General features: G+C 63.1%; 19 protein-coding genes. 16 read left to right on the top strand and 3 right to left on the bottom strand.

The window, feature by feature from the left end:
* From AC1DXX_RS27125 to AC1DXX_RS27055, 15 genes are all read left to right on the top strand, one after another.
* A partial coding sequence (locus tag AC1DXX_RS27125; RefSeq protein WP_478137308.1) for an EF-Tu C-terminal domain-related protein occupies positions 1-267 on the top strand: 267 nt, incomplete at its 5' end.
* A 21-nt stretch (positions 268-288) separates the two neighbouring features.
* Positions 289-603, top strand: a complete 315-nt coding sequence (gene rpsJ / locus AC1DXX_RS27120; protein WP_007838118.1) for a 30S ribosomal protein S10 — start codon at positions 289-291, stop codon at positions 601-603.
* Between the two features lie 143 nt (positions 604-746).
* Complete coding sequence (locus AC1DXX_RS27115; protein ID WP_478137307.1) at positions 747-2342, top strand: hypothetical protein; 1596 nt, start codon at positions 747-749, stop codon at positions 2340-2342.
* Between the two features lie 11 nt (positions 2343-2353).
* Complete coding sequence (locus AC1DXX_RS27110) at positions 2354-2884, top strand: hypothetical protein (protein WP_478137306.1); 531 nt, start codon at positions 2354-2356, stop codon at positions 2882-2884.
* A gap of 244 nt (positions 2885-3128) precedes the next feature.
* Positions 3129-3809 carry a 50S ribosomal protein L3 gene (rplC, locus tag AC1DXX_RS27105; RefSeq protein WP_478137305.1) on the top strand — a complete coding sequence of 227 codons (681 nt, stop codon included), beginning with the start codon at positions 3129-3131 and terminating at the stop codon, positions 3807-3809.
* Positions 3809-4429, top strand: a complete 621-nt coding sequence (gene rplD, locus AC1DXX_RS27100; RefSeq protein ID WP_013543942.1) for a 50S ribosomal protein L4 — start codon at positions 3809-3811, stop codon at positions 4427-4429. Before rplC ends, rplD begins: the two co-directional genes overlap by 1 nt.
* On the top strand, positions 4426-4761 hold the full coding sequence (gene rplW, locus AC1DXX_RS27095; RefSeq protein ID WP_007838129.1) for a 50S ribosomal protein L23: 336 nt from the start codon (positions 4426-4428) through the stop codon (positions 4759-4761). Before rplD ends, rplW begins: the two co-directional genes overlap by 4 nt.
* A 2-nt stretch (positions 4762-4763) precedes the next feature.
* Entirely contained in the window at positions 4764-5588 is an 825-nt protein-coding gene (gene rplB, locus AC1DXX_RS27090; protein ID WP_042578708.1) for a 50S ribosomal protein L2, read from the top strand.
* A gap of 10 nt (positions 5589-5598) precedes the next feature.
* A complete protein-coding gene (gene rpsS, locus AC1DXX_RS27085) occupies positions 5599-5877 on the top strand; it encodes a 30S ribosomal protein S19 (RefSeq protein WP_007838132.1) in 279 nt (92 codons plus the stop codon).
* A gap of 9 nt (positions 5878-5886) precedes the next feature.
* Complete coding sequence (rplV, locus tag AC1DXX_RS27080; RefSeq protein ID WP_007838134.1) at positions 5887-6219, top strand: 50S ribosomal protein L22; 333 nt, start codon at positions 5887-5889, stop codon at positions 6217-6219.
* A gap of 17 nt (positions 6220-6236) precedes the next feature.
* Positions 6237-7160 carry a 30S ribosomal protein S3 gene (gene rpsC / locus AC1DXX_RS27075; RefSeq protein WP_478137304.1) on the top strand — a complete coding sequence of 308 codons (924 nt, stop codon included), beginning with the start codon at positions 6237-6239 and terminating at the stop codon, positions 7158-7160.
* A 28-nt stretch (positions 7161-7188) separates the two neighbouring features.
* A complete protein-coding gene (gene rplP / locus AC1DXX_RS27070; RefSeq protein WP_021012789.1) occupies positions 7189-7605 on the top strand; it encodes a 50S ribosomal protein L16 in 417 nt (138 codons plus the stop codon).
* A 55-nt stretch (positions 7606-7660) separates the two neighbouring features.
* Positions 7661-7870, top strand: coding sequence for a 50S ribosomal protein L29 (gene rpmC / locus AC1DXX_RS27065; protein WP_041946241.1), 210 nt, complete (start codon positions 7661-7663; stop codon positions 7868-7870).
* A 9-nt stretch (positions 7871-7879) separates the two neighbouring features.
* Positions 7880-8149: a 30S ribosomal protein S17 gene (gene rpsQ, locus AC1DXX_RS27060; RefSeq protein ID WP_015867662.1), complete on the top strand. Its 270-nt coding sequence runs from the start codon at positions 7880-7882 to the stop codon at positions 8147-8149.
* Between the two features lie 82 nt (positions 8150-8231).
* Positions 8232-8738 carry a peroxiredoxin gene (locus AC1DXX_RS27055; RefSeq protein ID WP_093079077.1) on the top strand — a complete coding sequence of 169 codons (507 nt, stop codon included), beginning with the start codon at positions 8232-8234 and terminating at the stop codon, positions 8736-8738.
* On the opposite strand, the gene AC1DXX_RS27050 is transcribed toward AC1DXX_RS27055, so the two are convergent.
* The gene (locus AC1DXX_RS27050; RefSeq protein WP_478137303.1) at positions 8739-9326 is read right to left on the bottom strand and encodes a GNAT family N-acetyltransferase; all 588 of its coding nucleotides are present in this window, start codon (positions 9324-9326) and stop codon (positions 8739-8741) included.
* The gene (locus tag AC1DXX_RS27045; protein ID WP_478137302.1) at positions 9323-10033 is read right to left on the bottom strand and encodes a cytochrome b/b6 domain-containing protein; all 711 of its coding nucleotides are present in this window, start codon (positions 10031-10033) and stop codon (positions 9323-9325) included. Before AC1DXX_RS27045 ends, AC1DXX_RS27050 begins: the two co-directional genes overlap by 4 nt.
* Positions 10034-10193: 160 nt before the next feature.
* On the opposite strand from AC1DXX_RS27045, the gene AC1DXX_RS27040 reads away from it, so the two are divergent.
* A complete protein-coding gene (locus tag AC1DXX_RS27040) occupies positions 10194-10640 on the top strand; it encodes a c-type cytochrome (protein WP_478137301.1) in 447 nt (148 codons plus the stop codon).
* A gap of 153 nt (positions 10641-10793) precedes the next feature.
* Here the strand turns inward: AC1DXX_RS27040 and AC1DXX_RS27035 are convergent, their stop codons facing one another.
* A complete protein-coding gene (locus AC1DXX_RS27035) occupies positions 10794-11291 on the bottom strand; it encodes a TlpA disulfide reductase family protein (RefSeq protein ID WP_042578715.1) in 498 nt (165 codons plus the stop codon).
* Positions 11292-11295 lie beyond the last annotated feature (4 nt).

Raw genomic sequence — 11295 nt, 5'->3', positions numbered from 1 at the left:
GAGGTGTATGTGCTGTCCAAGGACGAAGGTGGCCGTCACACGCCGTTCTTCAACAACTACCGTCCGCAGTTCTACTTCCGCACGACGGACGTGACCGGCGCGATCGAGCTGCCCAAGGACAAGGAAATGGTCATGCCTGGCGACAACGTCAGCATCACCGTGAAGTTGATCAACCCGATCGCGATGGAAGAAGGCCTGCGCTTCGCCATCCGTGAAGGCGGCCGTACCGTGGGTTCGGGCGTCGTGGCCAAGATCCTCGACATCTAAGCCGGACGCAAAGGAATCATCATGGCTACCAAGCAAAAAATCCGCATCCGCCTGAAGGCGTTCGACTACAAGCTGATCGACCAATCGGCTGCCGAAATCGTTGACACCGCCAAGCGCACCGGCGCGATCGTCAAGGGCCCCGTGCCCCTGCCGACCCGCATGAAGCGTTTCGACATCCTGCGTTCGCCGCACGTCAACAAGACGTCGCGCGACCAGCTCGAGATCCGCACGCACCAGCGCCTGATGGACATCGTCGACCCGACCGACAAGACCGTGGACGCGCTGATGAAGCTCGACCTGCCGGCCGGCGTGGACGTCGAGATCAAGCTGCAGTAAACGCGCATCGCGCGTCGCGTTTTGACACAGCCCGCCTGCAGAAATGCAGGCGGGTTTTGTTTTTTTTAACGTGGCTATGGCATCCTCTCGCACCGGTATTCTTCCGGGCATCGGCCGAGGCTGAAACGGGGGCAGCACAAGCTATGAGTCACAAGTTCTCTTTTGCGTTGGGGGCGGCATGCATTGCCGCGGTACTGCTCGCGGGCTGCGGCGGTGGTGGGGGTGGAGGCGGCGGTGGTGGATTTCCCATCCTTCCGTCTGTGCCGGGAAACCCCGTCAACCTGACCGGCAAGGCCACTTACGAATCCGTTCCGAATACGAGCGGGCCTCTTGTCTACTCCGCAATAACCGTCAAGCCGGTGCGGGGCGCCGTAGTGGATGTGCTCGATGCGACGTCATCCGCGACGCTTGCCGTCACGGCGACGGACGATACAGGGGCGTATTCGGTCAACGTGCCTGCGAACACGACGATCATCGTACGCGTGAGAGCGCAACTGACCCGCACCGGCGCCTTGCCGAGTTGGGATGTAAGCGTGCTCGACAACACGAGCAAGCCTCAGCCAAATGGCCTGTATTCGATGGTTTCCCCCGCTTTCGGAACTGGTGCAACTGCGTTGACGCGCGATCTGCGCGCCGCCACCGGATGGGGTGGATCGAGCTACACCGAGACGCGCATGGCCGCACCTTTTGCCGTGCTCGACACGGTCTATACGGCGATGCAAAAGGTGTTGTCGGTTGCCCCGGGAACAGCCTTTCCTGCGCTGAAGATATTCTGGAGCCCCAACAATAAAGCTGCGGCTGGCCGTATCGCCGACGGGGAGATTGGCAGTACCTTCTTTATCAATCGGAGCACCGGCCGCGAAATCTACGTGCTGGGTGACGAAAACCACGACACCGACGAATTCGATGCGCCTGTGATTGCCCACGAATGGGGTCACTACTATCAGTCGGCTTTCAGTCGTGATGACTCGCCGGGTGGTTCTCACGCGTTGAGCGAACGGCTCGACCGGCGGCTTGCCTTCTCCGAGGGGTGGGGCAACGGCTGGTCGGGCATCGCGCTCGGGAGGACCAACTATGTGGACTCGGTGGGACCCCAGCAGTCAATGGGAAACAGCGTGAACCTTTCGGTGGGGCCGACGACAAACCCCGGCTGGTATCGCGAGGGCTCGATCCAGTCCATCTTCTGGAATCTCAACCAGCAGGTCGGCTTCAAGCCCATCCACGATGCGATGACGGGAATTCTCTTCAGGAGTGGTGCGCCGGTTACGTCGATCCATCCCTTCACGGCGGCTTTCAATGTGACGTCGCAGAGCAGCGCGCCCGCGCTGGCCAGCTTGCTTTCCGGCCAGAACATCAACGCGGCTGCCAATGATCCCTACGGCGACGCCGAGACGAACGCCGGCGGTACGCCGACGGTCCCGAACGTGGTGCAGCCGATGTACCGGACGGCGACCGTGGGAGGCGCGTCGACCCAAGCATGCGTTTCCAACGTCGAGGGCGACGATAACAAGCTGGGCAGCTTCGCCTATCTTCGTTTCACCGCGCCCACCAACCGCGACTACCAGTTCACCGTAAATGGCGGCCCCGTTGGCTCCAGTCCTGACTTCGACATCTTCCGGGGCGGCCTGGTCCCCCGGTCGAGCAACAAGGTCAGCCTGGGCGCCGGCGACTACGTTCTGGCAGTCAGCGACCTCAACAATTTCGGACCATCGACGTGCTTCAACGTCACCATTCAATAGGGAACGCCGTCATGAGCATCCGATCACGTTCGATGATTTCCATGGCTTGGCTTGCAATGGCCACGTTATCGGCGCCGGCCATGGCCGACGGCGTGCCGGGTGTGCGCCATGCCAAATCCACTTCACATCGTGAGACGCCCATGACGACTGCCGCGCGCAAGCCGAACGACTCCGGTGTGACGCTGCAGTACCGGCTGGACGCCGTACCGCAGGTGGGCCGCGGCACACCGGTCGTGCTGCAGTTTGGCGGTGTGACCGACCCGGAGGGCGCGACGGTGCGTTTCAGTGCTGGCGCGGGCCTGACGATCTCGGGCAGTGACACGCTGACATTGCCGGCGGCCAAGCGCACCTCCGCGACTGTCACTGTGGTCAGCGAGAGCGAAGGCCGTGCGTACCTGAATGTCCTCATCACGCAAAGAGGCGCTATGAGCGCCATCTCCATTCCCATCCAGACCGGTACGGCGGCCCCGGTCCTGAAGTCCTCTGGCGAGCTGAAGTCCACGCCGGACGGGGAAAACATCATCACGATGCCTGCCAAATAGGCAGGAAAACAGGCGAAAAGGGCCGGATCGCCCCTGAACATCCGGCCCGCAACACCGCTTGCACGGCGCCCGCATCGCGGGCTATAATCGCTGGCTCTGCCCTTGGTGCGTCCGTAGGGATGCAGTTCGAGCAGAGATTTATCAACCTTCTTTCGCAGGCCGGGAAACCTCAGGGAATCGGCCAAACGCTGTCGCCAATTGAAGTGGCAGCGGCGAAGGGAGCTTCCATTTTTGGAGAAAACAAATGAGTCTGAGCAACTCCCTCGGGTTGCTGGGCCGCAAGGTGGGGATGATGCGTCTCTTCACCGATGACGGGGACGCAGTTCCTGTCACGGTGGTGGATGTGTCCAACAACCGTGTGACCCAGATCAAGTCCCAAGAGACCGATGGCTACGTCGCCCTGCAGGTGACGTTCGGTTCGCGCAAAGCATCGCGCGTGACCAAGCCCGAAGCCGGCCACCTCGCCAAGGCGGGTGTCGAAGCAGGCGAAATCATCCAGGAATTCCGCGTCACCGCAGAAACCGCAGGTCAGCACAAGGCTGGCGGCGTGATCCCGGCCGGCAGCGTGTTTTCCGTGGGCCAGAAGGTGGACGTGCAAGGCACTTCCATCGGCAAGGGCTTCGCAGRCACGATCAAGCGCCACAACATGAGCTCGCAACGCGCCTCGCACGGTAACAGCCGTTCGCACAACGTTCCCGGCTCGATCGGCATGGCACAAGACCCCGGTCGCGTGTTCCCCGGCAAGCGCATGACGGGTCACCTCGGCGATGTGACCAAGACCACGCAAAACCTCGACGTGTTCCGCATCGACGAAGCGCGTCAACTGCTGCTCATCAAGGGCGCGATCCCGGGTTCGAAGGGTGGCTTCGTCACCGTGCGTCCCGCCATCAAGGCCAAGCCGCAAGCGGCTGAAGGAGCGAAGTAATGCAACTCGAACTCCTGAACGAACAAGGCCAGGCCGCGTCGAAGTACGACGCCCCCGAGACCGTGTTCGGCCGTGACTACAACGAAGACCTGGTTCACCAGATCGTCGTTGCATTCCAGGCCAACGCCCGCCAAGGCACGCGCGCCCAGAAGGACCGCGAGCAGGTCAAGCACTCGACCAAGAAGCCTTTCAAGCAAAAGGGAACGGGCCGCGCCCGTGCCGGTATGACGTCCTCGCCGCTGTGGCGCGGGGGTGGCCGGATTTTCCCGAACATGCCTGACGAAAACTTCTCGCAGAAGATCAACAAGAAGATGTACCGCGCCGGCATGGCCGCCATCTTCTCGCAGCTCGCTCGCGAAGGCCGTCTGGCCGTGGTGGATTCGCTGACCGTGGATTCGCCCAAGACGAAGCCGCTGGCAGCCCGTTTCAAGGCAATGAATCTCGAGTCCGTGCTCGTGATCGCCGAAGAAGTCGACGAAAACCTGTACCTTGCCTCGCGCAATCTGGTCAACATCCTCGTGGTCGAACCCCGCTACGCCGATCCGGTGTCGCTGGTTCACTACAAGAAGGTGCTGGTCACCAAGGGTGCCGTCGACAAGCTCAAGGAGATGTTCGCATGAGCCGCGTGAACCCTACCGCCGCTGAACGTACGTTCGAAGAAGGCCGCCTGATGGCGGTGCTGGTCGCCCCGATCGTGTCCGAAAAGGCAACGATGGTCGGCGAGAAGTCGAACGCTGTCACTTTCAAGGTGCTGCAAGACGCCACCAAGCCCGAGATCAAGGCCGCTGTCGAACTGATGTTCAAGGTCGAAGTCCAGGGCGTGTCGGTGCTCAACACCAAGGGCAAGACCAAGCGCTTTGGCAAGTCCATCGGCCGCCGCGACAACGTTCGCAAGGCCTACGTGACGCTGAAGCCCGGTCAAGAGCTCAACCTCGTCGGGGAAGGCGCTTAATCATGGCCGTCATCAAGATGAAACCCACTTCGCCGGGCCAACGCGGCGCGGTGAAGATTTCGCGTGACCACCTGCACAAGGGTGCTCCTCACGCAGCCCTGCTGGAACCCCAGTTCCAGAAGGCCGGCCGTAACAACAACGGTCACATCACGATCCGGCATCGTGGCGGCGGTGCCAAGCACCACTACCGCGTTGTCGACTTCGTGCGCAACAAGGACGGCATCCCGGCCAAGGTCGAACGCATCGAATACGACCCGAACCGCACCGCCCACATCGCTCTGGTCTGCTACGCCGACGGCGAGCGCCGCTACATCATCGCCCCGCGCGGTCTTGAAGCCGGTGCAACGCTGCTGTCGGGCGCCGAAGCCCCGATCCGCGCCGGCAACACCCTGCCGATCCGCAACATCCCGGTCGGCTCGACGATCCACTGCATCGAACTGCAACCCGGCAAGGGCGCGCAGATCGCGCGTTCCGCCGGTACGTCGGCGACGCTGCTGGCTCGCGAAGGCGTCTACGCCCAGGTCCGCATGCGTTCGGGTGAGGTGCGTCGCATCCACATCGAATGCCGCGCAACCATCGGCGAAGTGGCCAACGAAGAGCACAGCCTGCGCCAACTCGGCAAGGCCGGTGTGAAGCGTCACATGGGTATTCGCCCGACCGTTCGCGGCGTGGTGATGAACCCGGTCGACCACCCGCACGGTGGCGGCGAGGGCAAGACTGGCGAAGGCCGCCATCCTGTCGACCCATGGGGCAACCTGACCAAGGGCTATCGCACCCGTAACAACAAGCGCACGCAGGTCTTCATCGTGTCGCGTCGCAAGAAGTAAGGGATAGCTCATGACTCGCTCTCTCAAAAAGGGTCCTTTCGTCGACCACCACCTGGTGGCCAAGGCCGACAAGGCCGTGACGACCAAGGACAAGAAGCCGATCAAGACCTGGTCGCGTCGTTCGATGGTTCTGCCCGAGTTCATCGGTCTGACCATCGCCGTGCACAACGGCAAGCAACACGTGCCTGTGTACATCACCGACCAGATGGTCGGCCACAAGCTCGGCGAATTTGCGCTCACGCGCACGTTCAAGGGGCACCCCGCGGACAAAAAAGTCCAGAAGAAGTAAGGAACGACCATGTCTGAAACACGTGCAGTCCTCCGCGGTGTCCGCCTCTCGGTCGACAAGGGCCGTCTGGTCGCGGACCTCATCCGCGGCAAGAAGGTCGATCAAGCGCTCAACGTTCTGCAGTTCACGCAGAAAAAGGCCGCTGTGATCATCAAGAAGGTGCTCGAGTCGGCCATCGCCAACGCCGAGCACAACGACGGTGCCGACATCGACGAGCTGAAGGTCAAGACCATCTACGTCGAGCAAGGTGCAACGCTCAAGCGCTTCACGGCGCGGGCCAAGGGTCGCGGCAATCGCATCAGCAAGCCCACGTGCCATGTGTACGTGACGGTTGGCAACTAAGAAGGCCTGGAAGAAATATGGGACAGAAAATCCACCCAACCGGGTTCCGCCTCGCGGTTACCCGTAACTGGTCCAGCCGTTGGTACGCAAGCGACCGCGATTTCGCGGGCATGCTGGCCGAAGACATCAAGGTTCGCGAGTACCTCAAGAAGAAGCTGAAGAACGCTTCGGTCTCGCGCGTCATGATCGAACGTCCCGCCAAGAACGCACGCATCACGATCTACTCGGCACGTCCGGGCGTCGTGATCGGCAAGAAGGGCGAAGACATCGAGAACCTCAAGCGCGAACTGGGCAAGCAGCTCGGCGTGCCGGTTGCGGTCAACATCGAAGAAGTGCGCAAGCCCGAAATCGATGCGCAGCTGATCGCCGACAGCATCACGCAGCAGCTCGAAAAGCGGATCATGTTCCGCCGCGCCATGAAGCGCGCCATGCAGAACGCCATGCGTCTGGGTGCCCTGGGCATCAAGATCATGTCGGCTGGCCGCCTGAACGGCATCGAAATCGCTCGTACCGAGTGGTACCGCGAAGGCCGCGTGCCGCTTCACACCCTGCGCGCCGACATCGACTACGGCACCTCGGAAGCCAAGACCACCTACGGCGTCATCGGCGTCAAGGTCTGGGTCTACAAGGGCGACACGCTGGGTCGTAACGACCTGCCGGCCGTCGAAACGCCGCGTCCGGACGAAGAACGTCGTCCGCGTGGTCCCCGCCGCGATGGCCGCCCCGGCGACCGTCCGGGTGGCGACCGTCGTGGTCCTGGCCCGCGTGCCGGTGCCCGCGGCCCGATCGGTGGCAACACCGCGCCGGCCGATGGCAGCGACAAGCCCGCAGAAGCCACTGGTGGAGCCCCCGCTGCACCGGGTGCAGACTCGAAACCCGCCGTTAAGCGCGTCCGCAAAGCCGCGCCAGCTGCAGCAGCTGACGGTGCCAAGACCGAGTGATCGGTCTTAGAACTACGGAGTATTAAAAATGCTGCAACCTGCACGCAGAAAGTTCCGCAAGGAACAAAAGGGCCGCAACACCGGCATCGCAACCCGGGGCAACTCGGTTGCCTTCGGTGACTTCGGTCTCAAATGCACCGACCGCGGCCGCCTCACGGCGCGCCAGATCGAAGCCGCTCGTCGCGCGATTTCGCGTCACGTGAAGCGCGGTGGCCGGATCTGGATCCGCGTGTTCCCGGACAAGCCAATCTCGACCAAGCCCGCCGAAGTGCGGATGGGTAACGGTAAGGGCAACCCCGAGTACTACGTCGCTGAAATCCAGCCTGGCAAGATCGTGTTCGAGATCGTCGGCGTGCCCGAAGAACTCGCCCGCGAAGCGTTCCGCCTGGCCGCCGCCAAGCTTCCGCTGCGCACGACGTTCGTCGCTCGCCAGCTCGGCGCCTGAGAGGAGAACACCCATGGCAACACGTAAGAAAAAAGAAACCGCGGCTCCGGCCAAGGTGACCAAGGCTGCAACCCTGCGCACGAAGGACGTCGCAGCGCTGCAAACCGAAGTCAAGGAACTGCAGAAGGCCCATTTCGGCCTGCGTATGCAGAAAGCCACGCAACAGCTGTCGAACACTTCGACGCTGCGCGTGACGCGCCGCGACATCGCGCGCGCCAAGACCATTCTTGCGCAGAAGCAGCAAGAAACCCAAGCCGCCAAGTAAGGAGTGAACATGACGGAAGCTAAAAAATCCCTCAAGCGCACCTTGATCGGCAAGGTGGTCAGCGACAAGCGTGCCAAGACCGTGACCGTGCTGGTCGAGCGCCGTGTGAAGCACGAGCTCTACGGCAAGATCGTGGCCAAGACGAGCAAGTACCACGCCCATGACGAAAAGGGCGAGTACAAGCTGGGCGACACCATCGAGATCACGGAAAGCCGTCCGATCTCGAAGACCAAGAACTGGGTTGTGACCCGCTTGGTCGAGAAGGCCGTGCTGGTCTGATCTCGCCCCGAACCGAGTCTCATGCGACTCAACCGGAAACGGCCCACAATGTGGGCCGTTTTTCTTTTTCTGGAGCATTTGAATGATCAAAGTCGGTGACACCCTTCCTTCGGCAACCCTGCAGGAATATTCCGAAGTCGAGGGCGAAGGCTGCAGCATCGGTCCGAACGCCGTGGACGTGAGCAAGGCCTCGGCCGGCAAGACCATCGCGCTGTTCGCACTGCCGGGCGCCTTCACGCCCACCTGTTCGGCCAAGCACGTGCCGGGCTACGTGCAGCACTTCGACGATTTCAAGGCCGCGGGCGTGGACGAGATCTGGTGCGTGAGCGTGAACGATGCCTTCGTGATGGGCGCCTGGGCGCGCGACCAGAAGACCGGCGCCAAGGTGCGCATGCTGGCCGACGGCAGCGCCGATTTCGCCAAGGCCACGGGCCTCACGCTCGACCTGACCGGCCGAGGCATGGGCCTGCGCAGCAACCGCTACTCGATGCTCGTGAAGGACGGCAAGGTTGCGACGCTCAACGTCGAAGCACCGGGCAAGTTCGAAGTCAGCGACGCCGACACGCTGCTGGCGCAAGCCCGCGGCTGATCAAAGATCCGCTTTGAGGTAGTGCGCCCCGGCAATGGGGTTGTGATAGTAGGGCGGCACCTCCACGAAGCCCAGGTCTTCGTAGAGTGCCCGCGCCGACTCCATGTCGTCGAGCGTGTCGAGCAGCACGCAGGCGTATCCCGCGCTGCGTGCCGTATCGAGGATCGCTTCGGCGAGCTGCCGGCCCAGGCCCAGTCCGCGGAAGCCGGGCCGCACGTACAGCCGCTTCATCTCCGCCGCATTTGCATAGTCCGCGCTGTCGAGTGGACGCAGCGCACAGCACCCTGCCACGTGCGCCAGCGTGCCGTCCGCGCGCTGCAGCGTGGGCGCCTGCCGGCCCGCCTCTTCCTTGACGTTGGCGGGATCCACCAGCGCCAGCAGAAGCGTGCCGCGCGGCTCGCTGTATTCACCGGGCAGATCGGCGAGCTCGCTATCGAAATCCTGAAAGCACAGATCGATGTTCAGCGAACCCGCGTAGTCGCGAAGGATCGCGCGCGTCGCGTCGATCTCATGGGCCTCGTCGGGCGTGAGCAGCACGACGATCGGCGTGTCCGCCAGCGGCAGAGGGCGAGAAATCGAAGAGCTCATACGCGCAACGACGCAACCCAGTACGCCACGCCTGCGCACAGCGCGAACAGCACCAGCGCCAGCCAACGCGAAGCCGCATCGTCGCGGCTTTCCGCCACATTGCCGTTCGCGCCCGAAACCAGCTTGTCGCCCGACAGCATCGGCCTCACCAGGCGATGCCGCTTCACCAGCACATAGAACAGGACGGCCAGCACATGCAGGCTCACGAGGCTGATCACGATCCATTTGCCCTGTGCCGTGTGCCAGCCAGTGGCAAAGCTCACGATCTCGCCCGAAACGAAGCGGGTGAGCGGCCCGGAGGCGGAGATTTCGTCGTCGGCCATCAGTCCGGTGGCGACCTGGACGGCCAGGATCGCAAGAACGGCGAACACCGACAGCGCACCCAGCGGCGTGTGCCCGATCAGATGGTTGGGGTGYGCCCGCCCGCGCAGATAGGCGACGACGGAGCCCGGCGCATAGAAGAAGGCCGCAAAGCGTGACCAGCGTCCTCCCAGGAATCCCCAGAGCAGCCGGAAAAGCAGCAGGGCGAGTACCGTGTACCCGAGGCGGAAATGCCATTCCATGATGCCGCTCAGGCCCGTCCCGATCAGGCCGATCACGGCGACGGCCAATGCCCAGTGAAAGAGGCGCGTCGGCAGGTCCCAGACACGCGCGGGAGACGCGGAACTGGAGGTGGCCTGGAGGGCGGCCATGGAGGTGTCGGTCATCGAAGGAGCGCGGGTGCGCGAGGCTGCGGAAGGCGCAGATTAGCAAAGTCCTGGCCCGACGCTGCTTCGGGTTGTTGCTATGCCCCCGACATCGCGAGCCCCTACACTCGGCCGCGGCACTGCGTTCGACGGTGCTGCCCCACACTCTCAAGGACCCACGATGATCCGACTTGCCTCGTTCGCCCTTGCAGCCGCCTGCGCTGCGATCTCTCTTCCGGCCGCGGCCCAGTTCGCCAAGCCGGAGGACGCCATCAAGTACCGCCAGAGTGCGCTGTTCGTGATGAGCCAGCATTTCAGCCGCCTCGGCGCCATGGCCAATGGCCGGACTCCCTACGATGCGGCGGCCGCTGCGGCCAACGCCGAAATCGTGGCCGAGATGGCGAAGCTGCCCTGGACGGGTTTCGGCGCCGGCGCCGAGGGCGGCAAGGCCAAGCCCGAAATCTGGAAGGAAGACGCCAAGTTCAAGGAACGCCAGGAAAAGCTGATCGCCGAAGCCGGCAAGCTGGTGGTCGCCGCCAAGGCCGGCAACCTCGACGCGCTCAAGGCCCAGTTCGGCCCGACCGGCGCAAGCTGCAAGGCCTGCCACGACAGCTTCCGCAACCAGTAAGCCACACGGCCCAAAAAGCAAAGCGCTCCTTGAGAGCGCCATTCGTTTGTCCAGGGATACCGCGGAACCGGCTTTGCCGGGCCGCTGGTATCGCCCCCGGAAGGGGGAGGGCGTAGCGACACGAAGTGCGCGCAGCCTGGGGGAGAGCCAAGCTCAGGCTTCGGCGAGCAGCTTCTCGATCAGCTTGTGCAGTTCGGCGAAGTCGGGCTCGCCCACGTAGCGTTTCACGATCTCGCCCTGCTTGTTGACCAGGTAGGTGGTCGGCGTGAGCTTCACGTCGCCCCAGGCCTGCGCCACGCTGCCGGTGTTGTCGATCGCCACCTTGAACGGCAGCTTGCGGGTTTCGGCGAAGTTGACGACGTAGCTCGGCGGGTCGTAGCTCATGGCCACCGCCAGGGTGTCGTAGCCCTTCGACTTGTACTTGTCGTAGGTGGCGATGACCTTCGGCATTTCGCCGACGCAGGTCACGCAGCTGGTGGCCCAGAAGTTGACCAGGGTGACCTTGCCCTTCAGGTCGGCGGTGGTCTTCTGGCTGCCGTCGAGCAGCACGAAGGTGGAAGCCGGTGCTGCCGTGTTGCCGGAGCCGAGGTACACGCCCACGCCGACGGCCAATGCAAGAGCGACGGCGGCGGCAGCGATGTATTTTTTCATGGCA

The organism is Variovorax sp. P4_B10, assembly GCF_056402375.1.
This window is presented reverse-complemented; position numbering and strand designations above follow the sequence as displayed.

Excerpts from the sequence above, each read along its gene's own strand:
- rplD (WP_013543942.1), top strand. The coding sequence starts at position 3,809 with ATGCAACTCGAACTCCTGAACGAACAAGGCCAGGCCGCGTCGAAGTAC.
- rpsC (WP_478137304.1), top strand. The coding sequence starts at position 6,237 with ATGGGACAGAAAATCCACCCAACCGGGTTCCGCCTCGCGGTTACCCGT.
- AC1DXX_RS27035 (WP_042578715.1), bottom strand. The coding sequence starts at position 11,291 with ATGAAAAAATACATCGCTGCCGCCGCCGTCGCTCTTGCATTGGCCGTC.
- rplW (WP_007838129.1), top strand. The coding sequence starts at position 4,426 with ATGAGCCGCGTGAACCCTACCGCCGCTGAACGTACGTTCGAAGAAGGC.
- AC1DXX_RS27040 (WP_478137301.1), top strand. The coding sequence starts at position 10,194 with ATGATCCGACTTGCCTCGTTCGCCCTTGCAGCCGCCTGCGCTGCGATC.
- rplB (WP_042578708.1), top strand. The coding sequence starts at position 4,764 with ATGGCCGTCATCAAGATGAAACCCACTTCGCCGGGCCAACGCGGCGCG.
- AC1DXX_RS27110 (WP_478137306.1), top strand. The coding sequence starts at position 2,354 with ATGAGCATCCGATCACGTTCGATGATTTCCATGGCTTGGCTTGCAATG.
- rpsS (WP_007838132.1), top strand. The coding sequence starts at position 5,599 with ATGACTCGCTCTCTCAAAAAGGGTCCTTTCGTCGACCACCACCTGGTG.
- rplP (WP_021012789.1), top strand. The coding sequence starts at position 7,189 with ATGCTGCAACCTGCACGCAGAAAGTTCCGCAAGGAACAAAAGGGCCGC.
- rpsQ (WP_015867662.1), top strand. The coding sequence starts at position 7,880 with ATGACGGAAGCTAAAAAATCCCTCAAGCGCACCTTGATCGGCAAGGTG.
- AC1DXX_RS27050 (WP_478137303.1), bottom strand. The coding sequence starts at position 9,326 with ATGAGCTCTTCGATTTCTCGCCCTCTGCCGCTGGCGGACACGCCGATC.
- AC1DXX_RS27055 (WP_093079077.1), top strand. The coding sequence starts at position 8,232 with ATGATCAAAGTCGGTGACACCCTTCCTTCGGCAACCCTGCAGGAATAT.
- AC1DXX_RS27115 (WP_478137307.1), top strand. The coding sequence starts at position 747 with ATGAGTCACAAGTTCTCTTTTGCGTTGGGGGCGGCATGCATTGCCGCG.
- rpsJ (WP_007838118.1), top strand. The coding sequence starts at position 289 with ATGGCTACCAAGCAAAAAATCCGCATCCGCCTGAAGGCGTTCGACTAC.
- rplV (WP_007838134.1), top strand. The coding sequence starts at position 5,887 with ATGTCTGAAACACGTGCAGTCCTCCGCGGTGTCCGCCTCTCGGTCGAC.